24 protein-coding genes and 2 pseudogenes are annotated in these 25695 nt (G+C 70.8%); 16 read left to right on the top strand and 10 right to left on the bottom strand.

Translation table 11 applies throughout. The features are described from left to right. Window positions 1–66 precede the first annotated feature (66 nt). Complete coding sequence (locus C1I99_RS01845; RefSeq protein WP_111132426.1) at window positions 67–1944, top strand: transketolase; 1878 nt, start codon at window positions 67–69, stop codon at window positions 1942–1944. Window positions 1945–2382: 438 nt separating this feature from the next. Here the strand turns inward: C1I99_RS01845 and C1I99_RS01835 are convergent, their stop codons facing one another. After that, complete coding sequence (locus C1I99_RS01835) at window positions 2383–3108, bottom strand: cation efflux transmembrane domain-containing protein (RefSeq protein ID WP_111132397.1); 726 nt, start codon at window positions 3106–3108, stop codon at window positions 2383–2385. Continuing rightward, entirely contained in the window at window positions 3108–3437 is a 330-nt protein-coding gene (locus tag C1I99_RS01830; RefSeq protein WP_111132425.1) for an ArsR/SmtB family transcription factor, read from the bottom strand. The genes C1I99_RS01835 and C1I99_RS01830 overlap by 1 nt, the downstream gene beginning before the upstream one ends. A gap of 918 nt (window positions 3438–4355) precedes the next feature. On the opposite strand from C1I99_RS01830, the gene C1I99_RS01820 reads away from it, so the two are divergent. After that, the gene (locus tag C1I99_RS01820) at window positions 4356–4853 is read left to right on the top strand and encodes a hemerythrin domain-containing protein (protein WP_111132395.1); all 498 of its coding nucleotides are present in this window, start codon (window positions 4356–4358) and stop codon (window positions 4851–4853) included. Between the two features lie 249 nt (window positions 4854–5102). Here C1I99_RS01820 and C1I99_RS01815 read toward each other — a convergent pair whose 3' ends face one another. Both C1I99_RS01815 and C1I99_RS01810 read right to left on the bottom strand, forming a co-directional pair. Further along, the gene (locus tag C1I99_RS01815) at window positions 5103–5318 is read right to left on the bottom strand and encodes a hypothetical protein (RefSeq protein WP_111132394.1); all 216 of its coding nucleotides are present in this window, start codon (window positions 5316–5318) and stop codon (window positions 5103–5105) included. Between the two features lie 187 nt (window positions 5319–5505). Next, window positions 5506–6102 carry a TetR-type transcription factor C-terminal domain-containing protein gene (locus C1I99_RS01810; RefSeq protein ID WP_111132393.1) on the bottom strand — a complete coding sequence of 199 codons (597 nt, stop codon included), beginning with the start codon at window positions 6100–6102 and terminating at the stop codon, window positions 5506–5508. A gap of 422 nt (window positions 6103–6524) precedes the next feature. On the opposite strand from C1I99_RS01810, the gene C1I99_RS01805 reads away from it, so the two are divergent. The 4 genes and pseudogenes from C1I99_RS01805 (at window position 6525) to C1I99_RS01790 (ending at window position 9226) form a co-directional block, all read left to right on the top strand. Next, a complete protein-coding gene (locus C1I99_RS01805) occupies window positions 6525–6827 on the top strand; it encodes an SDR family oxidoreductase (RefSeq protein WP_199561882.1) in 303 nt (100 codons plus the stop codon). Then, a complete protein-coding gene (locus C1I99_RS01800; protein ID WP_111132392.1) occupies window positions 6824–7807 on the top strand; it encodes an NADPH:quinone oxidoreductase family protein in 984 nt (327 codons plus the stop codon). Before C1I99_RS01805 ends, C1I99_RS01800 begins: the two co-directional genes overlap by 4 nt. Continuing rightward, window positions 7806–7959, top strand: a pseudogene (locus C1I99_RS33620) (phosphotransferase family protein); the annotation flags it as partial. The gene C1I99_RS01800 and the pseudogene C1I99_RS33620, both read left to right, overlap by 2 nt. Before the next feature lie 34 nt (window positions 7960–7993). Continuing rightward, entirely contained in the window at window positions 7994–9226 is a 1233-nt protein-coding gene (locus tag C1I99_RS01790; protein WP_111132391.1) for an acyl-CoA dehydrogenase family protein, read from the top strand. Between the two features lie 20 nt (window positions 9227–9246). Here C1I99_RS01790 and C1I99_RS01785 read toward each other — a convergent pair whose 3' ends face one another. From C1I99_RS01785 to C1I99_RS01775, 3 genes are all read right to left on the bottom strand, one after another. Then, entirely contained in the window at window positions 9247–9684 is a 438-nt protein-coding gene (locus C1I99_RS01785) for a DoxX family protein (RefSeq protein WP_111132390.1), read from the bottom strand. A 243-nt stretch (window positions 9685–9927) separates the two neighbouring features. Then, window positions 9928–10602 carry a response regulator gene (locus C1I99_RS01780; protein WP_111132389.1) on the bottom strand — a complete coding sequence of 225 codons (675 nt, stop codon included), beginning with the start codon at window positions 10600–10602 and terminating at the stop codon, window positions 9928–9930. Then, complete coding sequence (locus C1I99_RS01775; RefSeq protein WP_199561881.1) at window positions 10599–12266, bottom strand: sensor histidine kinase; 1668 nt, start codon at window positions 12264–12266, stop codon at window positions 10599–10601. Before C1I99_RS01775 ends, C1I99_RS01780 begins: the two co-directional genes overlap by 4 nt. A gap of 98 nt (window positions 12267–12364) precedes the next feature. Between C1I99_RS01775 and C1I99_RS01770 the strand changes: the two genes are divergently transcribed. The 4 genes from C1I99_RS01770 to phoU all read left to right on the top strand — a co-directional run bounded on the left by C1I99_RS01770 (window position 12365) and on the right by phoU (window position 16715). Continuing rightward, on the top strand, window positions 12365–13369 hold the full coding sequence (locus tag C1I99_RS01770) for a Bug family tripartite tricarboxylate transporter substrate binding protein (RefSeq protein WP_233512260.1): 1005 nt from the start codon (window positions 12365–12367) through the stop codon (window positions 13367–13369). Window positions 13370–13374: 5 nt separating this feature from the next. Next, a complete protein-coding gene (locus tag C1I99_RS01765; protein WP_233512259.1) occupies window positions 13375–14025 on the top strand; it encodes a tripartite tricarboxylate transporter TctB family protein in 651 nt (216 codons plus the stop codon). Further along, window positions 14025–15530: a tripartite tricarboxylate transporter permease gene (locus C1I99_RS01760; protein WP_111132387.1), complete on the top strand. Its 1506-nt coding sequence runs from the start codon at window positions 14025–14027 to the stop codon at window positions 15528–15530. The genes C1I99_RS01765 and C1I99_RS01760 overlap by 1 nt, the downstream gene beginning before the upstream one ends. Before the next feature lie 543 nt (window positions 15531–16073). Further along, entirely contained in the window at window positions 16074–16715 is a 642-nt protein-coding gene (phoU, locus tag C1I99_RS01755; RefSeq protein WP_111132386.1) for a phosphate signaling complex protein PhoU, read from the top strand. A gap of 74 nt (window positions 16716–16789) precedes the next feature. On the opposite strand, the gene C1I99_RS01750 is transcribed toward phoU, so the two are convergent. Beyond that, a complete protein-coding gene (locus tag C1I99_RS01750; protein WP_199561880.1) occupies window positions 16790–17002 on the bottom strand; it encodes a hypothetical protein in 213 nt (70 codons plus the stop codon). A gap of 436 nt (window positions 17003–17438) precedes the next feature. Between C1I99_RS01750 and C1I99_RS01745 the strand changes: the two genes are divergently transcribed. The 6 genes and pseudogenes from C1I99_RS01745 to C1I99_RS01720 form a co-directional block, all read left to right on the top strand. Beyond that, on the top strand, window positions 17439–18398 hold the full coding sequence (locus C1I99_RS01745) for a PstS family phosphate ABC transporter substrate-binding protein (protein WP_111132421.1): 960 nt from the start codon (window positions 17439–17441) through the stop codon (window positions 18396–18398). A gap of 2 nt (window positions 18399–18400) precedes the next feature. Then, window positions 18401–19348 carry a phosphate ABC transporter permease subunit PstC gene (gene pstC, locus C1I99_RS01740; RefSeq protein ID WP_111132385.1) on the top strand — a complete coding sequence of 316 codons (948 nt, stop codon included), beginning with the start codon at window positions 18401–18403 and terminating at the stop codon, window positions 19346–19348. After that, a complete protein-coding gene (gene pstA / locus C1I99_RS01735; protein WP_111132384.1) occupies window positions 19345–20262 on the top strand; it encodes a phosphate ABC transporter permease PstA in 918 nt (305 codons plus the stop codon). The genes pstC and pstA overlap by 4 nt, the downstream gene beginning before the upstream one ends. A 59-nt stretch (window positions 20263–20321) precedes the next feature. Then, on the top strand, window positions 20322–21188 hold the full coding sequence (gene pstB, locus C1I99_RS01730; RefSeq protein WP_111132383.1) for a phosphate ABC transporter ATP-binding protein PstB: 867 nt from the start codon (window positions 20322–20324) through the stop codon (window positions 21186–21188). A 246-nt stretch (window positions 21189–21434) separates the two neighbouring features. After that, complete coding sequence (locus C1I99_RS01725; protein ID WP_111132382.1) at window positions 21435–22190, top strand: winged helix-turn-helix transcriptional regulator; 756 nt, start codon at window positions 21435–21437, stop codon at window positions 22188–22190. Between the two features lie 315 nt (window positions 22191–22505). Then, window positions 22506–23213, top strand: a pseudogene (locus C1I99_RS01720) (FkbM family methyltransferase); the annotation flags it as partial. Here the strand turns inward: C1I99_RS01720 and glpK are convergent. Together glpK and C1I99_RS01710 are read right to left on the bottom strand one after the other, a co-directional pair. Then, window positions 23182–24705 carry a glycerol kinase GlpK gene (gene glpK, locus C1I99_RS01715; protein ID WP_111132381.1) on the bottom strand — a complete coding sequence of 508 codons (1524 nt, stop codon included), beginning with the start codon at window positions 24703–24705 and terminating at the stop codon, window positions 23182–23184. The pseudogene C1I99_RS01720 and the gene glpK sit on opposite strands and share 32 nt — an antisense overlap. Before the next feature lie 45 nt (window positions 24706–24750). Then, complete coding sequence (locus C1I99_RS01710; protein ID WP_111132380.1) at window positions 24751–25518, bottom strand: IclR family transcriptional regulator; 768 nt, start codon at window positions 25516–25518, stop codon at window positions 24751–24753. Window positions 25519–25695: the final 177 nt, after the last annotated feature.

Below are 25695 nucleotides of genomic sequence, written 5' to 3'. Positions count from 1 at the left end.
AGCCTGGGGCCGGACGCCCGGTAGGTGGCGGGCTGGTGGGAGAGCCGATCGCTGGAGGCGATGGCGATGACGATGGAAGCAGCGCGCACCCTGCGCGACGAGGAGATCCACCAGCTGGGTGAGCTTGCCGCCCAGCTGCGGGTGGATGCCATCCGGTGCAGCACCAGGGCCGGATCCGGGCACCCGACCTCGAGCCTGTCGGCCGCCGACCTGCTCGCCGTGCTGATCTCCCGGCACTTGCGCTACGACTGGGCCGACCCGGACAGTCCCGCGAACGACCACCTGATCTTCTCCAAGGGCCACGCCTCGCCGCTGCTCTACGCGGTCTTCAAGGCGGTCGGTGCGATCACCGACCAGGAGTTGGTCGACACCTACCGCGCCTTCGGCTCGCGCCTGCAGGGCCACCCCACCCCGGCCCTGCCCTGGGTCGACGTCGCCACCGGCTCGCTCGGCCAGGGGTTGCCGGTCGGCGTCGGCATCGCGCTGGCCGGCCAGTACCTCGATCATCTGCCGTTTCACGTCTGGGTGCTGTGCGGCGACAGCGAGACCGCGGAGGGCTCGATCTGGGAGGCACTGGACAAGGCCGGGCACTACGGGTTGCGCAACCTGACCGCGGTCGTCGACGTGAACCGGTTCGGGCAGCGCGGGACGACCGAGTTGGAATGGGACCTGGACACCTACCGGCGGCGGATGGAGGCGTTCGGCTGCCAGGCGATCGTCATCGACGGGCATGACCTGGTCGCCGTCGACGACGCGCTGCGTCGTGCCCGGCAGGCGACCGGTCCCACCGTGCTGCTCGCCCGGACGCTAAAGGGCAAGGGCGTGCCGGAGATCGAGAACAAGCCGGACTGGCACGGTAAGCCGCTGAAGGCAGACCTCGCCGAGCGAGCGGTCAGTGCGCTCGGCGGGACACGCCAGATCCGCGTCACGGGCCCCCGGCCCGAACCCGCCCCACCCGCCACCGCCCCGGCCGCCGAGCCTCCCGACCTCCCGCGCTACGACCGGGGGGCGAAGGTCCCCACCCGGAACGCGTACGGAGACGCGCTGCGGGCGGTGGGCCGCCGGCCGGACGTGGTCGTCCTGGACGGCGAGGTCAGCGATTCCACCCGCGCGGACAGGTTCGCCGGTGCCTACCCTGACCGGTTCTTCGAGATGTTCATCTCCGAACAGCAACTCGTCGCCGCGGCGGTCGGACTCCAGGTGCGCGGGTACCGGCCCTTCGCCTCGACCTTCGCGGCGTTCCTCTCCCGCGCGTACGACTTCATCCGCATGGCAGGCATCTCGCAGGCCGATATCGCCCTCTCCGGCTCGCACGCCGGCGTGGAGATCGGAGCGGACGGTCCCTCGCAGATGGGCCTGGAAGACCTGGCGGCCATGCGCGCCGTGCACGGGTCCACCGTTCTCTACCCCAGCGACGCGGTGTCCTGCGCCGCTCTCGTCGCCCAGATGGTCGACCGCAAGGGCATCAACTACCTGCGCACCACCCGGGGCGGCTATCCCGTGCTCTACGACAACGACGACGCCTTCCCGGTAGGCGGGAGCAAGCTGCTCCGCGGCGGCGACGACGACCGCGTCGCGCTCATCGGTGCCGGGGTGACCGTCCACAACAGCCTCGCCGCTGCCGACGAGTTGGCGCGCGAGGGAATCGGCGCCCGGGTCATCGACCTCTACTCCGTCAAACCGCTGGACCGGGACCGGCTGGTCGACGCTGTCCGGGACACCGGCGGCCGGCTGGTGGTGGTCGAGGACCACTATCCCGAAGGGGGCCTCGGCTCCGCCGTGCTCGAGGCGCTGGCCGATCTGCCCGAACCGGTGCGGGTGGCACACCTTGCGGTAGGCGGGCTGCCCACCTCGGGGACACCCACCGAGCTGATGGACCAGGCGGGGATCGGGACGGGCGCCATCGTCGCGGCGGCGCGCGCCCTGCTGGGCAAGACCGGCTGAGGCGGGCGGGGTCGCACGCTGGGCGGCGTCAGGGCCTCGCGCAGTCATCGGCTCGGCGGAGCCGGAACGGACTGACTGGAGGGCCGACGCGGACCGGACGCCTCGCCCAACGCATCGCCGACCTGCCCGACGCCATCGAGATCGTCGCCTACTGCCGCGTCGCCGACTGCGCCCTCGCCCACGACGCGGTCCGCCTGCTCCGGGCCCACGGCCGCCCCGCCGGCCGGCTGGTCGACGGCACGCTCGAATGGCGTCTCGCCGGCCTACCCGTCGCGGCGGGACACCCGTCGTCCTCGACGACGCCACCGCCGCGTCTTGCCGCCGTCCACCTGCTGCCCGCGATCCGCGCCGGCGCGTGCTCACCTGCCGAGCGGGACCCGGGCTGCACCTGATCGCCACCGGCCCCGCCGCACCACCGCACGGGCAGCCGGGTGCAGATCACACGCTGTCCGTAGCGCAGCAGGAGCACCCCGGCTGGCAGCCGCAGCCGTCGGCGGCGTGAGCCGGGGAGGCCGGCGCGGTCAGGGGCGCCGTGCAGCAGACGTCGCCGCGCCACGCCTCGCGGCCCTCCTTGACGGCGACCGCGGCGATGACCAGGGCGGCGACCGGATCGGCCCAGGACCATCCGAACAGGCTGTTGAGGCCGAGGCCCACGAGCAGCACCGCGGACAGGTACGTGCACAGCAGGGTCTGCTTGGAGTCGGCCACCGCCGAGCGGGAGTCAAGTTCCCGGCCGGCCCGACGCTGGGCGTACGACAGCACGGGCATGACCGCGAGGGACACCGCGGCCAGGGCGAGACCGATCGAGGAGTGGCCCGCCCCGGCACCGCCGACCAGGGCGCGAACCGACTCGACGGTGACGTAGGTGGCGAGGGCGAAGAACGACACCGCGATGATCCGCAGCGCGACCTTCTCCCGCGCCTGCGGATCGCGGCCGGCGAACTGCCACGCCACCGCCGCCGCGGAAGCGACCTCGATGACGGAGTCGAGCCCGAAGCCGATCAGGGCGGTCGACGAGGCGAGAGTGCCCGCCGTGATCGCCACGACCGCCTCGACCACGTTGTAGGCGATGGTCGCCGCGACGAGCAGCCGCACCCGACGGGTCAGGACCGCCCGGCGCGCGGGGGAGAGCCCGGTGCTGACCGGGACCAGCGGCAGGGCCATCAGCAGCAGTACTCCGCGTCGGCATCCGGGCAGGCGGCCGGGTCGACAGCCAGCACGAGGCCGAGCAGATCGCCCAGGGCGTGCGCCAGCCGCGCGTCGGCCAGCTCGTAGCGGGTCCGCCGCCCCTCTGGAACGGCCACGACCAAGCCGCAGCCGCGCAGGCAGGCCAGGTGGTTCGACACGTTCTGCCGGGTCGTGCCGAGCGACAGCGCCAGCTCCGCCGGGTAACCCGGGCCGTCGCGCAGCGCCAGGAGCAGCCGCGTTCGGGTCGGATCCGACAGTGCGTGACCGAAGCGGGCGAGGACCTTCCCGTGGGTCAACGTCTCCATGCCGGAATAGTACATCGGTCTCTGTATCGATTGCCCCGACCCGGCCACCGCCATCGCCGAACCCAGGATGTCGCCGCACCCGCCGCGCGCCAGCCGCAGCTGCCCCCCCACGGTCCCGCCGTTGTCGCCGCCTAGCGGCGGCACAACCGGGACTTCGGGGTGAGCGGTGGTTGTCGCCCCGCTCTCGCCGGGCAGCGCACGATCACCTCGTCGTGCCGGAAGCGGGAGGCTCGACGTCGGTGCCGCCCTACCCTGGTGGGGGAGCCGGCAGAGCGTGGAGGCAGCGGGTGGGGCGTCTTGTCAGCGTCTGACGGGCGATCCCCGCCTGCCGGGGACGGGTCCGACGTCAGCCTCGGGCGGCACTGGTGGTCGGGCCTGCGCATCCTCCGGCTGTGCTCGGTGTTCGAACCGCCGGCCGGCGTGCTCGGCCCGCGGGCGGCTTCCTTCGACGCAGTCGGCGGGATGCAGACGCACACCGGCGAGTTGACCCGGGCGTTGGACGGCCTGGGGGTAGCCCAGACCGTCGTGACCACGCGAAGCACGAACGGCACGACGGCACCGTCGCCGCCTGCGCCCTCGGGGTGGCGGCCGGGGCGAGAGTCGTCCGGGTGCACGACGCCCGCGGCGCCCGTGACGCCGTCGACCTGGCGGCCGCCGTCGCGGCGGCAGCCGCCGGACCGGTGCCGGCACCTCCCCTCCCGATTGGCGGTGCCCATCGCCCTCGGGCGAGGGGTGCCCGATGAGGTCGGGCTTGGCGCGGAGCCGGAGTCGGCCGCCGGTTTGACCAGCCAGCGAAGGACGTGGAATGGGCGGTGGGAACGGGCCGACTACGCGCCTGATATGGACGGTTTCTCGACGTGACGGGTTCGTCCTGGTCTACGCTCGAATTCGCCATTGAGAGCCGTCCGAGGGAGCCACATGTCCACCGATGCCATCGATTTGCTCATCGAGGATCACCGCAAGATACGCGGGCTGTTCAAGGAATTCCAGGACGCGGGTGCGGACGCGAACCGGAAGGGTCAAATCGTCGACCAGATCCTCGAAGCACTGACCGTGCACACGTACGTCGAGAACGAGTGCATGTACCCGGAGACCCGCAGGCTGTGCCCGGACCTCAACGAAGCGGTACTGGAATCCTACGAGGAGCACCACGTCGCCGACGTGTTGGGCTTTGAACTCGCCATGATGAGCCCTGATGACGAGCATTTCGAGGCCAAGACGATGGTCCTTATCGAAGCTGTCAACCACCATATCCAGGAAGAGGAAAATGAGTGGTTCCCGAAGGTTCGCGCGGGTCTTTCCCGTGACCAGTTGCAGGGGCTCGGCGCCAAGCTGGCGGAATTGATGAAGAAGGCGCCCCGGAAGCCGACCGCACCTCGCGCCCTGAAGAAGGCCATGGACGCCGTGCGGGCCTGATCCACGACATGCGTGGCTTCGCCCGGCGGGAAGCGCTGGACGGGCGCGCACCCACGCCAGGGCGGGGTGGGCGCGCACCAACGCCAGGGCGGGGTGCTGGACGTTGCAGTCCCGCAGCCAGGGCAGGCCGATGCTGGTCCGCCGGCGGTGGCCAGCCGGGTCAGGGGCCTGCCGGCAGCGGCTGGAGGACGTGCACGTCCGGGTGCGTCACGGGCGGCGCCGGCCATGGTCGCGACTGGCATCGCGGCATCACGTTCCCGGCTCGACGCCGGGCGCCCCGGATCCGCTGTCGACGCGGCCGCGCTCTTCTGCCGTCGGCGGGTTGACGTCCGTGCCGCCCTCGGCGTCCGCGTCGATGTCGTCGGGGTTGCGGTCCGCCAGGTCCGGCCCGCTTGTGGCAGGGTTCGTCGGCGGCTCGCGGTCCTGGTCGTGGCCGTACGCGGTCGTGTCGTCCAACTCGCTCATCACTGGCTCCCGTCCGCACAGGGCAGGCCGACCCGTCGCCGGCCGGAGCCTGGCAGAGGCGCCCTTCCCCCCGACGCTCGTTCCAAACCCGCCCGGTCTGCCGCGCGTCACAGCCCGTCGGCGGCTCCGGCAGCCGGCGGATGCCGGCTTGGAGACCCTCCGCGGTCTCCGAGCGCGGGCGTGCCGCTCAGCGGGCGCCGACGATGCGGAGCGCCATCTCGGCGTACTGGGCGGCGATGTACTCGGGGCTCCAGTCGCCGTCGTCGCGGTACCACCGGCCGAGGTCGACGCCGAGGGACAGCAGGGCGGCGCTCGCCATTCGCGGGTCCGGGGTGTCGAAGACCCCGGCGGCGACGCCTGCTTCGACGAGCTGGCGGAGCGCCTGCTCGATGCGGTGGCGCAGGTCGCGGATCTCGGCGAGATGCTCAGGGCTGAGTGCGGCCAGCTCGTAGTTCACGACCCGCGTGCTGGTGTGGTCGCGGGCGTGGAAGACAACGAAGTCGTGGACCACCCGCCGTAGCGCCGTGGCCGGGTCGTCGGACGACGCCATCGCGTCCCGCACCAGCCGCAGCGCCTGGTCGTGCCCTGATCGCGAGATCAGGTAGAGGAGTTCCTCCTTGGATCTGTGGTGCACGTAGAGCGCGGCCGGGCTGAGCCCGGCCGCCGCGGCGATGTCGCGTGTTGTCGTGCCGTGGAAGCCGCGCTCGGCGAACGCGCTGACGGCCGCCTCGAGCAGCCGGGCGCGGGTCGCGTCGGCGCGGGAGTGCTCGGCGGTGTCGGTCAACGGCGTCCATCCTTCCTTCCTGAGCCTCGCCGGGCATTGATACCACAGCGCCGGGTGGGCGAGGCGGACATCAGCCATCGGGGTCAGACCTGTTGACGGCGCCGGCGACGGTGCCGCACACTTCATCGAATGTAGCCTAAGCAAGCGCTTAGTAACCCGAAGGGAAGGCTGTGCCCGAAGCCGTGTTCACCACCCGTCTGACATGACCGGCACCCGGATCACCCGCACCGCGCGGCGGTGGCCGTCCGCCCGGCGAACCTCGGGGACCTCGGTGCTGGTGCGTCACCTGGCGTCGTCGTCACCGGCGCCGGCCACGGCACCGGCCGAGCCCTGGCCACCCGACTCGCCGCGGCCGGGCTGCTCACGATGATCGGGAGTGCCACGTACTCGGTCAGCAAGCACGCCTGCGTCGCCTTCGCCGAGTGGCTGTCGGTACCTACCGGCACCGCGGAGTCGTGGCGCAGGCGATCTGCCCGCAGGGCGTGCGCATCCGGATGCTCGACAACGCCCGGCCGCTGCAGGAGGTGCCCAGCCGCGACGCGGCGCTCACCCCCGAGGACGTCGCCGAGGCGACGTGGCAGGCCCTCCACGACGACCGGTTCCTGGTCCTGCCGCATCCCGAGGTGGCCGACTACTACGCACACCGCGCCGTCGACACCCACCGCTGGCTGACCGGCATGAACAAGCTCCAGCGACGACTCGAGGACCAGGGGGCACTCCGATGAAGGCCTGGCGGGTCACCCAACTCGGTGAGCCCCGCGACGTGCTGCGGCTCGTCGACGTGACCGACCCGCAGCCGGGTCCCGGGCAGCTCGTGGTGAGGGTGCTGGCGTGCCCGGCCAACTTCCCCGACGTCCTGATGTGCCGAGGCGAGTACCAGGTCAAGCCAGAGCTGCCGTTCACCCCCGGTGTCGAGCTGTGTGGCGAGGTCGTCGCGCTCGGCGAGAGCGTCGACGCGTTCGCCGTCGGCGACCGCGTGCTCGGCGGCGCGGTGCTGCCGTTCGGCGGGTTCGGTGAGCTTGCGCTGCTGGATGTGGCGACCACGTTTGCCGCGCCCGCGGAACTCGACGACGCCGAGGCGGCCTCGCTCTACATCGGGTACCAGACCGGCTGGTTCGGCCTGCACCGCCGGGCGGGGCTCTGCGCGGGCGAGACGCTGCTGGTGCACGCCGCCGCCGGCGGGGTCGGCAGCGCCGCCGTCCAGCTGGGCAAGGCGGCCGGCGCCCGGGTGATCGGCGTCGTGGGTGGTCCGGAGAAGGCGGCTGTGGCCCGCGCGTTGGGCGCCGACGTGGTCGTGGACCGCCGCGAGAAGGACTTCGTCGAGGTGGTCAAGGCCGAGACCGGTGGCCGGGGCGCCGACGTCGTGTACGACCCGGTCGGCGGCGAGACCTACCAGCGTTCGACCAGGTGCATCGCCTTCGAGGGGCGGATCCTCGTGGTCGGCTTCGCCGGCGGCCGGATCCAGTCCGCCGCGCTCAACCACGCCTTGGTAAAGAACTACTCAATCGTCGGCCTGCACTGGGGCCTGTACCACCGCTACGACCCCGCAGCCGTCGCCGAATGCCACCGTGCCCTCACCGGGTTGGCCGCCCAGGGCGCCGTGCGTCCCCTGGTCAGCGGTCGCCTCGCGCTCGGCGAGGTGGCCGGCGGGATGCAGCGGCTTGCCGACGGCGTCACCGTCGGCCGGGTGGTGTACGTCTCGTGACCCGGCGGCCGTCGGGCTGGCCGACTTCGGCCGGCCCGAGGGCTTCCTGGCCCGGCAGGTGAGCCGCTGGAAGAAACGGCTCGACGCGTCGTACTGCCGGGGACCTGCCGGCCGCCCACGAGCTGCACGCCCGCCTGGCGTCCGGCGTGCCAGCCGGGCGGGCCTGACCTACCTGAAGGAGCACTGATGGACTTCACCGTGGACCCGAGGACCGAGGGGTTGCGCGACAACCTCCTGGACTTCATGGACAGCCACGTCCACCCGGCCGAGCACGTCTTCCACGAGCAGCTCGGACAGCTTGACAACCGCTGGGCCTGGGACTCCGTGCCCGTGCTCGCGGAGCTGCGCGCCGCGGCGAGGAAGCGAGGGCTGTGGAACCTCTTCCTGCCGGGTGAGCGGGGGGCCGGTCTGACCAACCTGCAGTACGCCCCGCTCGCGGAGATCACCGGACGGAGCCACCTGGCGCCCGCCGCCCTGAACTGTGCCGCCCCGGACACCGGCAACATGGAGGTGCTGGCGATGTTCGGCACCGAGCAGCAGCGGAAGCAGTGGCTGGAGCCGCTGCTGAGCGGTGAGATCCGGTCGTCGTTCGCCATGACCGAACCGGACGTGGCGTCCTCGGATGCCACGAACATCTCCACCCGAATCGAGCGGGACGGCGACCAGTACGTGATCAACGGCCGTAAGTGGTGGATCACCGGCGCGATGAACCCGAACGCCCGGATCTTCGTCGTCATGGGCAAGACCGACCCGGACGCCGAGCGGCACCGCCAGCAGTCCATGGTGCTGGTCCCGCGGGACACCCCGGGACTGGAGATCCAGCGGGGCATGGAGGTGTTCGGATACGACGACCACGACCACGGCGGGCACGCCGAGTTGGCGTTTCACGACGTACGCGTGCCGGCGGCGAATCTGATCGGCGGCGAAGGCGACGGCTTCGCCATCGCGCAGGCCCGTCTCGGTCCCGGCCGCATCCACCACTGCATGCGCTCCATCGGTATCGCCGAGCAGGCCGTCGAGCTGATGTGCGCCCGCGCCGAGCAGCGGACCGCGTTCGGCAGACCGCTGGCCGAGCAGGGGGTGATCCGGGACTGGATCGCCGAGTCCCGGGTGCGGATCGAGCAGCTGCGCCTGCTGGTGCTCAAGACGGCCTGGTTGATGGACACCGTCGGCAACAAGGGTGCGCACACCGAGATCCAGGCGATCAAGATCGCCACCCCCGCGACCGTCCAGTGGATTCTGGACAAGGCGATCCAGGTGCACGGCGCCGCGGGGCTCTCTCAGGACTTCCCGCTGGCGGGCGCCTACGCCCGCATCCGCACCCTGCGCTTCGCCGATGGACCCGACGAGGTGCACAAGAACGCCCTCGCGCGCCACGAACTGCGCTGCCAGGCCGTCGCCAGGCAGAAGCACCGTTAGCCTCCGGGCCCGCCCCGGGTTCAGGCGGTCACCGAGCGGCGATCGGTGGTCGCCGCGGGGCGGCGTGCCCGGAGCAGCGTGTCGACGGCCCAGGCGCCGGGGCCGAGCACCGCGATCAGGAGGAACGACCAGCAGAACAGGACGGCGAGTTCGCCGCCGTTGCGCAGCGGCAGCAGGGCGTCAGGCTGGTGCACCACGAAGTACGCGTAGGCCATCGAGCCGGACGCCAGGATCGCGGCCGGCCGGGTGAGGAGGCCGAGGAGCACCAGGCCGCCGCAGACCGCCTGGATCAGCGCGGCCCACCAGCCCGGCCACTGGCCCAGCGGAAGGGTCTCCCCGGTGCCCCGGTTGCCGCCGAAGACGCCGAACACCGAGGCCAGGCCGTGGCAGAGGAACAGTAGTCCGATGACCGCGCGGAAGAGGGACAGAGCCGGTCCGACGATCTGGTCAGCACGCATTCCGGTATCTCCATTCTAGACGGGACCAGGCCCCAGGATGCCGGGGTAAATCCGTCTGTGTCGATACTTTCCCATTCTTGGGAACGCTCCCACACTCCTCGGCGACGGCCGGCCGGGTGGCACCGGAGCGCCCACCCCGCTACGCCGTCCAGCGGCCGGGCACCCCCGGCAACCCGGAGCAGATCTTTCACCTTCACCCTGGGCCCTGATCGCCGCACCGTCACCGGCAGGTGGGCGTTCCGGTCAGGCGACCCACCGGTAGCGGCGTTCCGGTCGGCCGGCGGCACCGTAGCGCAGCGTCACCTCGGCGCGGCCCTTGGCCGCGAAGTGTTCGAGGTAGCGACGGGCGCTGACCCGGGAGATTCCCACCCGGTTGGCGCATTCGGCGGCGGAGAGCGTCGCGGTGTGTTCCCGCAGGGCATGCTCCACCAGGTCCGCGGTCTCCGGGCTGAGACCGCGGGGCAGGGCGGAGGTGGCGAGGTGCGAGGCGGTTCGGGACAGCACCCGGTCGACGTCTGCCTGGTCGCTGACCATCGCGGTCTGTAGCGAGTTGCGCCGGGCCGCGTACTGTTCGAGCCGGGTCCGCAACTCGTCGAAGGTGAACGGCTTGAGCAGGTAGTTGACCGCGCCGTAGCGGACAGCGCTGCGGACCGCCTCGGCCTCCCGGGCGGCGCTGATGACCAGGATGTCGCAGTCGTGCCGGGCCGCGCGCAGCCGGGTCACCACGTCCAGGCCGAACATGTCCGGCAGGTAGAGGTCGAGCAGCACCAGGTCGGGCCGGAACTCGTCGACCCCGGCGATGGCCTCCTCGCCGGTGCTCGCCGTGCCGACCACCCGGAACCCCTCGACCCGCTCGACGAACCCCCGGTGGATCCGGGTCACCATGAAGTCGTCGTCGACGACCAGCACGTCGATCATCGAGCTTCCTCCAGCACGGCGGCCACCGACATCCGGGCGGTGAACATCGCGCCCTCCTCGGTGTTCGTCACCGCGATCTCGCCGCCGCGGCGGGTGCAGACCAGCCTGGTGAGGGCCAGCCCGATGCCCCGTTCGCCGCCCTGCGCCGCCTTCGTCGTGAAGCCGTGGGTGAAGACCTCCTGGGCCAGCTCCGGGGCGACCCCCGGCCCCGAGTCACGGACGATGATCTCGACGGACGACGCGTCCCGCCGCAGCTCGACCTCCACCCACGCCGGTCGGTCGGCCGGGCCGGTGCCGTCGTCCGGCGGGCCGGCGTCCCGGCCGCCGGCGACGGCCTCGACGGCGTTGTCGACCAGGTTGCCCACCACCGTGGCGACGTCCGCGGCGATCTCCGGCTCCAGCCGGTCCAGGCCGGTCCGCTCGGAGACCCGCAACTCCACCCGGCGCTCGGCGGCCACCGCCGACTTCGCCATCAGCAGCGCGGCGACCGCGGTGTCGTGGATCCGGCTGGTCACGGTCAGGTCGAGCGACGCGCGGTGCCGGCTCAGCGCGTCCACGTACCGGACCACCTCGTCGTGCTCGCCGATCTGGATAAGACCGGAGATGGTGTGCAACTGGTTGGCGAACTCGTGGGTCTGCGCGCGGAGCAGCTCGGTGGTGCTCCGGAACGACCCGATCTCCCGCTCCAGCCGGGCCAGCTCGGTACGGTCCCGCAAGGTGGTCACCGAACCGAGCCGGCGGCCGTCCTTGCTGACCGTCATCCGGTTCATCACCAGCACCCGGCCGCCTCGGACGACGACCTCGTCGCGGGCCTCCGGTCCGCTGCCGGCGCCGGCCAGCACGTCCCGCAGCCGGCCCGAGATGCCCAGGTCGGCGAGGCTTCGGCCGAGGCAGTGCTCGGGTAGGTCGAGTAGCCGGCGGCCGACCGCGTTGACCAGCGTGACGCGCAGGTGCGGATCCAGCGCGATCACCCCCTCGGCGATGCCGTGCAGCAGCGCCTCCCGGTGCTCCGCCAGTCCGACGATCTCCCGTGGCTCCAGGCCCAGGGTCTGCCGCTTGATCCGGCGGGCCAGCAGCCACGACCCGACGACGCCGAGCGCGCTGGCGATGCCGAGGTAGGTGAAGAGGTAGGATGAGGCGCCCACCAGCCGCTGCGACCAGGTCGGCGAGGCCTCGCCGATCACCACGGCACCGAGGTAGTGGCCGAGGTTCTCCTTCCGGGCCCCGAGCACCGGCACCTGGGCGACCAGCTCCCGCGACCCGTCGACCTCCAGCTCACCGAACCAGCTGCGGCCCTGCGCCACCCGGGGGTCGCCGAGCAGCACCGGGGTGCCCACGAGGGTGGGGTTGGTGGAGCTGACCACCCGGCCGCGGGCGTCGGCGACGCTGACCGTGGTCACCCGGGCCTGGGTCAGCACGTTCTGCACCAGCGGGGCGATCGTCTCCGCGGGGGCCGGCTGGGTGAGCCGGTCGCGTAACAGCGGACTACCGGCGAGCTGCTCGCCGAGGGCGGCGACCCGACGCCCCTCCACCCGGTTGAAGGTCGCCGCCGACTGGGCCAGCGACACGGCGGCCACGGCCAGCAGCACCACGACGATGATCGCGAGCTGGAGCACCAGCAACTGCCCGGCGAGGGTGGGGCGGCGGGACGTGATCGCGACCACAAAGACCTCAACTTCCGCTGATGACACAACGCAGACGTGGATGGCGCTCGGAGGCATCATCTTGCCGCCGGACTCATTCGAAACGGAAGAGAAACCTGATGGCAACTCGGAGAAACCTGCTGGTCATGAGCGTCGCCACCGCCACGGCGCTGGCGCTGGCCGCCTGCGGCGCCACCGCCGAAAACGACGAGGGCGGCGCCGGCGACGGCAAGCCGGTCGCCGGCCTGCGGATCATGGTGCCGAACACCCCGGGCGGCGGGTACGACACCACCGCCCGCACCGCCGCGAAGGTGATGGAGGACGCCAAGCTCGCCACCGGAGTGCAGGTCTTCAACCTGCCCGGTGCCGGCGGCACGGTCGGCCTTCAGCGGATGGTGAACGAGAAGGGCAACGGCAAGCTCGCCATGCAGATGGGGCTCGGCGTGGTCGGCGCCTCGTACACGTCCAAGTCCTCCGCCACGCTCACCCAGACCACCCCCCTCGCCAAGATGATCGAGGAAGCCGGCGCCATCGTGGTGCCGAAGGACTCGCCGTACCGGACGATCGACGACCTGATCGCGGCGTGGAAGAAGGACCCGAGGGGGATCGCCGTGGGCGGCGGGTCGTCACCCGGCGGCCCCGACCACCTGCTGCCGATGCAGCTGGCGAAGACCGTGGGCATCGACCCCCGCCAGGTCAACTTCGTCTCGTACGACGGCGGCGGCGAGTTGCTGCCGGCGGTGCTCGGCGGCAAGGTCGCCTTCGGCGCCAGCGGCTTCGGAGAGTTTCTCGATCAGGTCGAGGCCGGTCAGATCCGGGTGCTCGCGGTGACCAGCGAGCAGCCGATCGAGGCGCTGAAGGAGGTGCCGACGCTCAAGGCGTCCGGGATCGACCTGGTCTTCACCAACTGGCGGGGGATCGTCGCGCCGCCGGGCATCAGCGACGCCGACAAGAAGGTCTGGCTCGACGTCCTGACCGGGATGCACGAGTCCGCGGAGTGGAAGGCGGAGCTCGCCAGGCGCGGCTGGACCGACGCCTTCATCACCGGGGACGCCTTCGGGACCTTCCTCACCGAGCAGGACAGGTCGGTGGCCGAACTGCTCAGGCAGCTCGGCCTGGCATGACCGGCATGAGGACCCGACCGGATCCCGGCGGGGACCGACCGTCCCCGCCGGTCCCCGCCACCGAACCGGCGATCCCGGACCAGCTGGCGCCGCCGGTCCCGCAGACGGTCGCCCGGGCAGGGGCACCGGCCAGCCCCGCCGGGGACACAGGCTCGGTGGCGCCGCCCGCGCGGGCCGGGGACCGTGCACAGTACGGGGTCTGCGTGTTCCTCGCCGTACTCGGCGCCCTGGTCATCGTCGACGCGACCGGGATCGGGCGCGGGATCAGCATCGCCGACCCGATCGGCCCGAAGCCGGTGCCGATCCTGCTCGGCGTGCTGCTGCTGATCGTCGCCGCGGTCTACGCCGTCGACGTGGCGCGCGGCGGCACCGGTGAACCCGAGGCGGGCGAGGACGTCGACCTGAGCAGCCCGATCGACTGGCGGACCGTCCTGCTGTTGATCGGCGCCTTCCTGGCCAACGCGGTGCTGATCGACCGGCTCGGCTGGGTGATCAGCGGAACGCTGCTCTTCTGGGGATCGGCGTTCGCGCTGGGCAACCGGCACTACGTCCGCAGCCTGCTGATCGCCGTCGCCCTGTCGCTGACCACCTTCTACACCTTCGCCATCGGGCTCGGCGTCAACCTGCCCGCCGGCGTCCTGCAAGGAATCCTGTGATGGACAATTTCGTCCCTCTGCTCGACGGGTTCGCCAACGTGCTGACCCCGATGAACCTGTTGATCGCGCTGCTCGGCGTGACCATCGGCACCGCGGTCGGTGTGCTGCCCGGCATCGGTCCGGCGATGACGGTGGCCCTGCTGCTGCCGGTCACCTACGGGATGGAGCCGACCCAGGCGTTCATCATGTTCGCCGGCATCTTCTACGGCGGCATGTACGGGGGCTCGACCACGTCGATCCTGCTGAACACCCCGGGCGAGTCGTCCTCGGTGGTGACCGCGATCGAGGGCAACAAGATGGCGAAGGGCGGCCGGGCCGCCCAGGCGCTGGCCACCGCCGCGATCGGCTCGTTCGTGGCGGGCACCATCGCCACCCTGCTGCTGGTGGTGGTCACCCCGCCGGTGGTGGCGTTCGCGATCAGTCTCGGTGCACCGGACTACCTCGCGTTGATGCTGCTGTCCTTCGTGGCGGTGACGGCGGTGCTCGGCGCCTCCCGGGTGCGTGGCTTCGCCTCGCTGCTGATCGGGCTGGTCATCGGCCTGGTCGGCATCGACACCGTCAGTGGCCAGCAGCGGCTGACCTTCGGCATCCCGCAACTCGCCGACGGCATCGACGTGGTCGTGGTGGCGGTCGGCATCTTCGCCGTCGGTGAGGCGCTCTGGATCGCGGCACACCTGCGTCGTCGGGCGGCCGAGGTGATACCGGTGGGGCGGCCGTGGATGGGGCGGCAGGACTGGCGGCGGTCCTGGAGACCGTGGCTGCGAGGCACGGCGTACGGGTTCCCGTTCGGGGCGCTGCCGGCGGGCGGGGCCGAGATCCCGACGTTCCTGTCGTACGCCACCGAGAAGAAGCTGTCGAAGCATCCGGAGGAGTTCGGTCGCGGCGCGATCGAGGGAGTTGCCGGGCCGGAGGCCGCCAACAACGCCTCCGCCGCCGGCACGCTGGTGCCGATGCTGGCCATCGGCCTGCCGACCAACGCCACCGCCGCCGTGATGCTGGCCGCCTTCCAGCAGTACGGCATCCAGCCCGGTCCGCTGCTGTTCGAGCGGGAGTCCGGCCTGGTCTGGACGCTGATCGCCAGCCTCTTCGTGGGCAACCTGCTGCTGCTGGTGCTCAACCTGCCGCTCGCGCCCGCCTGGGCCCGGCTGTTGCGGATCCCGCGGCCGTACCTCTACGCCGGGATCCTCTTCTTCGCCTCGATGGGCGCGTACGCGGTCAACGCCCAGCCGCTCGACCTCTTCCTGCTCTTGACGCTGGGCCTGATCGGGTTCGGCATGCGGCGCTTCGGGCTACCGATCCTGCCGCTGATCGTCGGGCTGATCCTCGGCCCCCGAGCGGAGCTCCAGGGCCGCCGGGCGCTGCAACTGTCCGGCGGGGAATTCTCCGGTCTGCTCGGCGGGTGGTTGTCGTACCTGATCTACGCCGTGGTCCTGGTGGTCCTGCTCTGGCCACTGCTCGGCCGGTTCATCGTGCGACCCGTGCGAGGGCGACTGGCGACCGGGTGAGCGCGCCGGGCAGGTCGTCGCGGCGGCGCGATGCGCCTGGTCCGGGGTGCCCGGTATCGGTCTGCGGCGAGAAGGGGCTTGCGGAACCGTCGGGCGTCGAGGAACGGTCTGGACCGGGCGGGACCTGGGGGTCGGGGGTCCCGCCCGGTCGGGGAGGCCGCGCACCCGACCGTCCTTCCCATTCTGCGTCAGACGTCGGAACGCTGTTACACCGACGAGCATCGCTGGGCGGCGGCAGGTGTTCTCCACCTCGTCGTGCCGCCGGGTGTGGCGGTTCGCCTGCCGTCATCACGTGCCGTCGCGCTGGCCTTGACCAGTGGGGCGAGCCGGTCGACGGGGTCGGCGGTATCGCGCGGCGTCACCGGAGCAACTCTCCGTGAGCCCGGGCGCACGCCCTGCCCACGTCGGTCGAGCCCTGCCGACCGCCGACGGACCGGGTACGTTGCTGTTCATGCCCGAGCGGCAACCTGACGGGGGCGTCCGTCGCCGAGCGCCCGGCCGGCTGCCGGCATCGGACCGGGCGGTGGGGACGGGAGGGGTGCCATGAGCCACAGCTATGACGAGCAGCTCGACCGGCTCACAGGCGTCCTGGCGGCGATGAGCCGGGAGGCGGCCGGCGCCATCCGAGGTGCCAGCGCCGCCCTGCTGAACGGCGACCGGGCCGCGGCGGAGACGGTGGTGCGGGGCGACGCCGTGCTCAACGGGATGCGCGACGATGTGCACGCCGCGATCCCGCAGCTGCTGGTCCGCCTCCAGCCGGTAGCCGGTGACCTGCGCCTGGTGCTGTGCGCCATGCGGATCGCCGGAGACCTGGAACGCATGGGGGACCTGGCCGTGCACATCGCCGAGGTCGCCCTGATGCGGCACCCGGTGACCGTCGTGCCCGAGCCGGCCGTGGACGTGATGACCGCGATGGCGGACGCCGCCGCGCGCATCGCCGACAAGACCTCCGTGGTGCTGTCGACCCGGGACCAGCTCGACGCGATGCAGCTGGGGCTCGACGACGACGAGGTCGACGCGGCGCAGGCACGGCTCCTGGCGATGCTCGTCTCGGCCTGGCCCTACGGCGTCGAGTCGGCCATCGACCTGGCCCTCGTGGGCCGCTACTACGAGCGTTACGCCGACCACGCCGTCAACGTGGCCCGCCAGGTCGTCTACCTGGTGACGGGGACCATCCGGCTCTAGGCCGTGCTTCATGAGCGCCGTTGGTGGCAGCGAACCTGGACGAGTCGGGTGAAGCGGCCGGTGAGCATTCCGGGTCATCTCTCGCGAGTGATGGCTCTTCCGCCGCGCCACTCGGTGGCATACGGCAGCACGAACAAAGACAGACCAGTGAACAGGAGCAAGGTGAGCGGGAGCAGCGGCACGTAGGACACCCAGACGGCAGGCTCCTCTTGTGCCAAGGCGACGAAAGTGACGATGACAGTCACCGTGAAGGCAATGGCCAGCCAGCGGTGGATCTGCCGAACCACTTGTTCACGTTCAATGGGATCTCCTTCAAGACGAGCAACCAAGACCCCCGCGACCCGCCGGGGGATGTCCTGGCGGCCACGCTAGCTGCGGCTCGGTGGTTGAAGATTCTCGATTCCTGATCGGTCTGGGCGCCGATGTCGGCCGGCCGCGAAGCACACCTCAGTGACGCCGATGTCGTCACGACCCGGCGCCCGCGAGACCGACTCGTGATCTCCTCGCCGACTGAGGAAGAGCGGCCCCAGCGGGGAGCCACGCTTCGGACATCACGTCCGTCGGCGGCCCGAACGTCACATTCCGGCGGCGCCGGGCCATGATCCGCGCCGCGGAGTTCACTTTTCGTTCACTTGCGCCCGGCCGGCCGGCTACCTGGCCCTCCTACCTTGACTCGCGTACGGCCCGGACGGGCTGATGCACCCCGATAGAGAGGCTTACCTGGTGAACCGCAACGTGCTTTCGCGGCGCGTCCTCGCCGGCGTCGCGCTCGCCGCGCTCGCGCTTGCCGGCTGCAGCAATAACGCCGAGAACGACGCCGCAGGCGGCGGGAAGCTCTCCGGCGAGGTGAAGGTTGACGGGTCGAGCACCGTCGCCCCGCTCAGCGAGGCCGCCGCGACCTTCTATGGCGAGAGCCAGAGCGGCGTGAACGTCTCGGTCGGCACCTCCGGCACCGGCGGCGGGTTCGAGAAGTTCTGCAAGGGTGAGACCGACATCTCTGACGCCTCCCGTCCGATCAAGGACGGGGAGAAGAAGGCGTGCGAGGCGGCCGGCATCAAGTACAAGGAGCTGATCGTCGCCAACGACGCGCTCACGGTGGTGGTCAGCAAGGAGAACAGCTGGGCCGACTGCCTGACCGTCGACCAGCTGAAGAAGATCTGGGAGCCGAGCTCCAAGGTCAGCAACTGGAACCAGGTGGACCCGAAGTTCCCGAACGAGCCGCTGAAGCTCTTCGGCCCGGGCACCGACTCCGGCACCTTCGACTACTTCACCGACGAGATCAACGGTGAGGAGGGCGCCAGCCGCACCGACTACACCGCGTCGGAGAACGACAACGTGGTCGTGCAGGGCGTGTCCGGCACCAAGGGCGGTCTCGGCTACTTCGGCTTCACCTACTTCGAGGAGAACGCCGACAAGCTCAAGGCCCTCAAGATCGATGGCGGCGCGGGCTGCGTCGAGCCGAGCCTGAAGACCGCGCAGGAGAACACCTACAAGCCGCTGTCCCGGCCGCTGTTCATCTACGTCAGCGACGCCGCCGTCAAGAAGCCGCAGGTCTCCGACTTCGTCACCTTCTACATCGAGCGGATCGACGACATCGTCAAGGAGGCGAAGTACGTCCCGCTGACCGAGCCGCAGAAGGGCACCCTGAAGTCCGAGTTCGACGCCCTGAAGGCCGCGGTCTGACCGTGACCACCAGCACCCCGAGCGCCGGTTCCGCCGCAGGCAACGCCCTGCGGCGGGGCCGGCGTCGCCCCGTTGACAGCACCGTCAAGGTGCTGCTCGTCGCCGCCGCCCTGGTGTCGATCGCCACCACGGTCGGCATCGTCATCGCACTGGTCCAGCCGGCCATCGGGTTCTTCCAGCAGGTCAGCATCGTCGAGTTCCTCACCGGCACCAGCTGGACGCCCACCTTCGCGCAGAAGGCGTACGGCGTGCTCCCGCTGGTCGCCGCCACCGTGGTGGTGACCGTCATCGCGCTGCTCATCGCGGTCCCGATCGGGCTGGGCTCGGCGATCTACCTGTCGGAGTACGCGAACCGGCGCACCCGTAAGGTGCTCAAGCCGATCATCGAGCTGCTGGCTGGCGTGCCGACCGTCGTCTACGGCTTCGTCGCCCTGTTCGCGCTCAACCCGCTGCTGCAGGACATCTGGCCGGGCGGCCGGAAGCCGGCCTTCCAGAACCTGCTCATCGCGGGTATCGCCATGGGCATCATGATCGTGCCGACGATCGCCAGCATCTCCGAGGATTCGATGTCCTCGGTGCCGCGCAGCCTGCGCGAGGGCGCCTACGCGCTGGCGTCGACGAAGATGCAGGTGTCGACCCGGGTGGTGGTGCCCGCCGCCATCTCCGGCATCGTCGCCGCGGTCGTGCTGGGCATCTCCCGCGCGGTCGGCGAGACGATGATCGTCACGATCGCGGGTGGCCTGGTCTCGGACAAGGTCACGTTCGACCCGCTCGAGGGCGCGGCCACCATGACCGCCTTCATCGCCAACGTCTCCTCCGGTGACATCCCGGTCGGCTCCCTCGACTACGACTCCGTCTTCGCCGTGGGCGCGCTGCTGTTCCTCATCACCTTCGCGCTCAACGCGGTGTCGATCCGGATGGTCCGTCGCTTCAGAGAGGTCTACGAGTGAGCGCACCCACCATCACCACCACCCGGCCGGAGCACTCCGCGCCGGGTAGTGCGTTGACCCAGCGCCGCAGCCGGCCGGGGGAACTCGCCTTCCGCCTGGCCATGCAGGCGTGTCTGCTCATCGCGTTCGGGGTGTTGACCGCCCTGCTGGCCTGGGTGCTGGTCAAGGGTTGGAACCGGTTGGACTCCCGGCTGTGGACCGAGATGCCCACCGGTCTGGTCAGCCGCCTGGACACCGCGGGCGTGCAGTCCGCTCTGGTCGGCACGCTGTGGATCATTTCGCTGGTGGCCGTCATCTGCCTGCCGATCGGCATCTTCAGCGCGATCTACCTCGAGGAGTACGCCGACTCGAACCGCTGGTACAACCGGCTGCTGGAGCTGAACATCCAGAACCTCGCCGGGGTGCCGTCGATCATCTTCGGCATTCTCGGCCTGGGCATCATCGCCCGTACGCTCGGCCTGGGCTTCACGGTCATCACGGCCGCGATCGTGCTGTCCCTGCTGGTCCTGCCGGTGGTCATCATCGCCACCCGGGAGGCCATCCGCGCGGTGCCGCAGTCGATCCGCCAGGCGTCCTACGCCCTCGGCGCCACCAAGTGGCAGACCGTCTCCCGGCAGGTGCTGCCCTCCGCGGTTCCGGGCATCGCGACCGGGTCGATCCTGGCGTTGTCCCGGGCGATCGGTGAGGCCGCACCGCTGATCGTCCTCGGCGCGGTCACCTTCATCACCTTCAACCCCGACGGCCTGGACAGCCGCTACACCGCGCTGCCGATCCAGATCTACACGTTCATCACGCGATCCCAGGCCGAGTACGCCGAACTCGCGGCGGGCGCGATCGTCCTGCTGCTCGCCATCGTGCTCGCCATGAACTCCATCGCGATCTTCGTGCGGAACCGGTTCGAGAAGCGCTGGTGAGCACTGTGACCTACGAGCCGCTCCACCGCCGTCCCCAGCACCAGTCAGAGGTGACCACTGTGAACCACTCCAGCACGACCAGCCGCCCGGCGGTCAGCATCTCCGCCATCGCGGACACCCAGACCGCGGGGCACCAGGCCACATCGACCGTTCCGGTCATGGAGCTGTCCGGTGTCAGCGTCTACTACGGCGCGTACGAGGCCGTGCGCGACACCTCGATGCCGATCCAGCGCAAGCAGATCACCGCCATGATCGGCCCGTCCGGCTGCGGCAAGTCGACCATCCTGCGGTCGCTGAACCGGATGAACGACCTCATCCCCGGCGCGCGGGTGACCGGCTCGGTCACGTACCACGGGCAGGACCTGTACGCCAAGGACGTCGACCCGATCGAGGTGCGGCGGCGGATCGGCATGGTCTTCCAGAAGCCGAACCCGTTCCCGAAGTCCATCTATGACAACGTCGCCTACGGCCCCCGGGTGACCGGCATGAAGGTCGACAACATGGACGACCTGGTCGAGAAGGCGCTGCGGGACGCGGCACTGTGGGACGAGGTCAAGGACAAGCTGAAGACCAGCGGCCTGGCGCTGTCCGGCGGGCAGCAGCAGCGGTTGTGCATCGCCCGGACGATCGCGGTCAAGCCGGAGATCATCCTCATGGACGAGCCGTGCTCGGCGCTGGACCCGATCGCCACCGCCAAGATCGAAGACCTGATGTTCGAGTTGGCGAACGACTACACGATCGTGATCGTCACGCACAACATGCAGCAGGCGGCCCGGGTCAGCCACTACACCGCGTTCTTCACCGCGGAGGTCGACCAGGAGCAGGAGCGCCACGGCCGCCTCGTGGAGTTCAGCCAGACGGGCAAGCTGTTCACCAATCCCGCCGACAAGCGCACCGAGGACTACATCACCGGTCGCTTCGGCTGACCCGCTCCGATCCGTTGTCGCAGGATCCGGTCGTCACCCGCGGAGGTGGACCCACGAGATCCCACCGTCGTCCGTCAGTGGGGCTTCGCAGCGTTCCGGCGAAGCCCCACTACTGAGATCCGTGACCTCCAGGACGGGAGGCGACGGAAGCGTGCCCCCCGCCGTGCCTGCCGCGCAGCGCGGTGGATCGTCCTCAGCAGCCGTAACCCAGTGTTGAGGGCCCTGACCTGAACCGGAGCCGGTGCCGTGAACAACCTCGTCGAGTCCACCAAGGGTGACCATCGATCCGACGGGCGTTTCGTGTTGCTCGTGGTGGACGATGACGACGCCGTTGGCGGCGAGCTGGTCGAGCGGCTGACCGACCACCGGATACGCGGACACCACTTTCCCCACGCCGCGGAAGCGCTGCTCGGCGCGGGCGCCCTGCAGCCGGACGCGGCCCTGGTCGCCGCCGGGCTCGGCACCATGAGCAGCATCGAGCTGGTGCGGCTGCTCGCCGACCGGGCGGGCATTCCGACGGTCGTCGGCATCGGCGACGATGACGGGCCGCTGGCCGCCGCCGTGCTCAGGGCAGGCGCCACGGCCTGTGTCCGCCGGCCCTACCGCGCGGAGGAGATCATCCCCATCCTCAGGGGCATCCGCCCGGGGACCGCCGGCACTCTCGACCCGCCGATCGAGCTGGGCGGCCTGAAGGTCAACCCGGCGACCCTGGAGGTGCACCTGCACGGCACACCCGTGGCGCTACCGATGAAGGAGTTCCGCCTGCTGTACTTCTTCATGACTCACGCCGACCGGACGGTCACCCGTGAGCAGCTTCTCTCCGCGGTCTGGCACGGACCCTCCAGGGAGAGCTCCAACACCCTCACCGTGCACATCAAGCGACTGCGCAAGCGCCTCAACCACCACCCCGACCAGCCGCCGATCATCGTCACCGTCCGCGGCCTGGGATACCGGTTCGTCCCTCCCGCCGCCGCGGTGCCCGCCCACTCGACCACCTCCTGAACTCCCGGGCCGGGTACCACTCGCGCGACGGGGGCGAAAGACGACAACAACGCCCTGAATGGCGCGCCGCGGAATGTGAGGTCGATATCCACGTCGCACACCGGAATGCGTCGCTGGCGGCCCCCGGATCCCACACCGGTCGGTTGTGCGGAACCCGAACTGTTGTTTCGGCTTGCGGGCTAGATTTGCCACGTGGACGTCCGAGAAAGCGCGATCGAGGCGCTCAAGGCGGATCCGGCCGCCCATTCTCTTCGTCGCTCCCTGGAGACGTACTACGGTGACCGGGAACGTGCGGCGGCGATGGACAACCTCTACGCGCCCTTCGTCCGGCCGGGAGATCTCGTCTTCGATGTCGGCGCCCATGTGGGCGACCACACCGGCAGCTTCCGGCGGCTCGGGGCCCGCGTCGTGGCGGTGGAGCCGCAACCGGTGTGCACCTGGGCCATCCGTGCCATCTACGCCACCGACCGCGAGGTCACGCTGGTCCAAGCGGCGTGCGGCGCGCACCGGGGGACGATCCGGTTCAACGTCAACTCCGCGAACCCCACGGTGTCCACCGCCTCCGCTCATTTCCCACAGGCGGCCGACGGCGCAGCGGGCTGGGAAGACGAAATATGGGACACGCGCATCGAGGTACGCTCGGTAACGCTCGACGCGCTCATTCAGGAATACGGCGTGCCGGCCTTCGTGAAAATCGACGTCGAGGGATTCGAGGATGCGGTGCTGGCCGGCTTGAATCGACCGCTGAGGGCGCTCTCCTTCGAATTCACCACGATCGAGCGCCCGGTGGCGCAACGCTGCCTCGATCGTCTCACGGCCCTCGGCTTCCACCGTTTCAACCTGGCCCTGGGGGACACCATGTCGCTGGCTTTTCCGCAGTGGGTGTCCGCCCGCGACATGGCGGCGCACCTGCTGTCCCTGCCGCACCACGCCAACTCGGGTGACGTGTACTGCCTGTCGCCCACGGCCGGGCAGGCGCCCCGCGCGCCGGTCACTCGTTGGCGGCCCGGGCCTCGGGCTTGATCCAGCCGAACGTGCGCTCCACCGCCCGCTGCCAGTTTTCCCGTTCCTCGGCGCGGACGGCGTCGTCCATCTCCGGCACCCAGCGGGCGGCCAGGTGCCAGTTGCTGCGCAGCCCTTCCAGGTCTGGCCAGTAGCCGACCGCCAGCCCGGCGGCGTAGGCGGCGCCGAGGGAGACGGTCTCGGCGACCATCGGGCGCACCACCGGCACCGCGAGCACGTCGGCGACGAACTGCATCAGCAGGTTGTTGGCGGTCATCCCGCCGTCCACCCGCAGCGCCGTCAGATCCAGGCCGGAGTCGGCGTTCATCGCGTCGACCACCTCGCGGGTCTGCCAGCCGGTGGCCTCCAGCACCGCGCGGGCCAGATGCCCCTTGGTGATGTACGAGGTGAGCCCGACGATGACCCCGCGCGCCTCGCTGCGCCAATGCGGCGCGAAGAGCCCGGAGAAGGCCGGCACGATGTAGCAGCCGCCGTTGTCCTCGACCGTGCGGGCGAGGGTCTCGATCTCCGGGGCGGTGCTGATCAGGTCCAGCCGGTCGCGGAACCACTGCACCAGCGACCCGGTGATCGCGATGGACCCTTCGAGGGCGTAGACCGCCGGCTCGCCGCCGATCTGGTAGCCGACGGTGGTGAGCAGCCCGTGACGGGAGTGCACCGGCTCCGCGCCGGTGTTGAGCAGCAGGAAGCTGCCCGTGCCGTAGGTGCATTTGGCGTCGCCGGGGGCGAAGCAGGTCTGGCCGAACAGGGCGGCCTGCTGGTCGCCGAGCGCCGCGGCGATCCGCACGCCGGGCAGGACGGCCGTCGCGGTGCCGTACACCTCCGACGAGGAGCGGATCTCCGGCAGCATGGCGGCCGGGATGCCGAAGAAGGCCAGCGAGTCCGGGTGCCAGCCGAGGGTGCGCAGGTCCATCAGCATGGTGCGGCTGGCGTTGGTCACGTCGGTCAGGTGCAGGCCGCCGTCCGGACCGCCGGTGAGGTTCCAGATCAGCCAGCTCTCCATGGTCCCGAAGAGCACCTCGCCGCGTTCGGCGCGCTCGTAGAGCCCGGGGGAGTGGTCGAGCAGCCAGCGCAGCTTCGGGCCGGAGAAGTACGTGGCCAGCGGCAGTCCGCAGCGCTGCCGGACGTCCTCGGCGCCGGGCGCCCGGGCCAGCGTCTCCACCAGCGCGTCGGTGCGGGTGTCCTGCCAGATGATCGCCGGCGCGACCGGGACGCCGGTGCGCCGGTCCCACACCACCGTGCTCTCCCGCTGGTTGGCGATGCCGATCGCGGCGATCTGGTCGGCGGTGACGCCGGCCTGGGCGAGGGCGCGGGGCACCACCTTGCCGACGTTGCGCCAGATCTCCAGCGCGTCGTGCTCCACCCAGCCGGGCCGGGGGAAGTGCTGCTGGTGCTCCCGCTGCGCCACCGAGACCAGGTTGCCCCGGCGGTCGAACACGATGCAGCGGGTCGAGGTGGTGCCCTGGTCGATGGAGACGACGTAGCTGTCAGTCATGTCCTCGTCCTCTCTGGCGCGGTCGGGCGGGGCAGGGTGGACGGATCACCAGCGCGCCGCGCCGAGGTCCCGGGACACCGCGCGGGCGGCGTCCCGGACGTACGCGACGAGCGTCGGTCGGGGGTGGCCGTGCCCGTCGCAGACGCGGTCGACCGGGCCGGAGAGCCCGATCGCGCCCACGACGAGGCCGCCGTAGCCGCGGATCGGTGCGGCGATGCCGGCCTCGCCGAGGGTCATCTCCTCGATCTCGGCGCCCCAGCCGTTGTCCCGGATCTCGGTCAGCGCGCGGGTGAGGGTTCGGGCGGTGACCAGGGTACGCCGGGTGTACGGCTCGGGTTCGCCCTGCATGACCGAGTTGGCGGCGCCGACGTCGTAGGCGAGCAGGACCTTGCCGAGAGCGGTGGCGTGCGGGGGCAGCAGGGACCCGACGTCGAGGGTCTGCAGGGTGTCGTCGGGCCGGAAGACGTGGTGGACCACCAGCACCTTGCCGTCCAACAGGGTGCCGATGCGGACGGCCTCGCCGCTGCGTGCGGCCAGCGGGTCGGCCCAGTTGATGGAGCGTGAACGCAGTTCGTTGACGTCGAGGTAGCTGGTGCCCAGATGCAGCAGGGCCGCCCCGAGCTGGTACTTGCCGGAGGTCTTGTCCTGCTCCACGAAGCCGACGTCCTGCAGAGTGCGGACGATGCCATGCGCGGTGCCTTTGGGCAGGTCGAGGGAGCGGGCGATCTCCCCGATGCCGAGCCGGCCGGAGCTGCTGGCGAGCAGGCGGAGGATCGCCGCGGCCCGCGCGATGGACTGCACCTGACCCGGCATGGGCCGGATGCTAGCCACAATCCAACTCCCGCGACAGTGTTCGACATTGTCGACCGGGGTTCGTTGACCTGGCCCCGGGTGTTTCCTACGGTTCACCGCACGATGACGCCTGACACCGCAGCGTCACCGACCGGCCCTCCGCCTCTCCCCCCGGGGGAGGGTCGCCACCCCCACCGT

Origin of the sequence: Micromonospora deserti (assembly GCF_003236335.1) — a bacterium.
GTDB lineage: Bacteria > Actinomycetota > Actinomycetes > Mycobacteriales > Micromonosporaceae > Micromonospora > Micromonospora deserti.
Note: the sequence above shows the minus strand (reverse complement) of the source record. Positions and strands in the feature narration are given on the sequence as shown.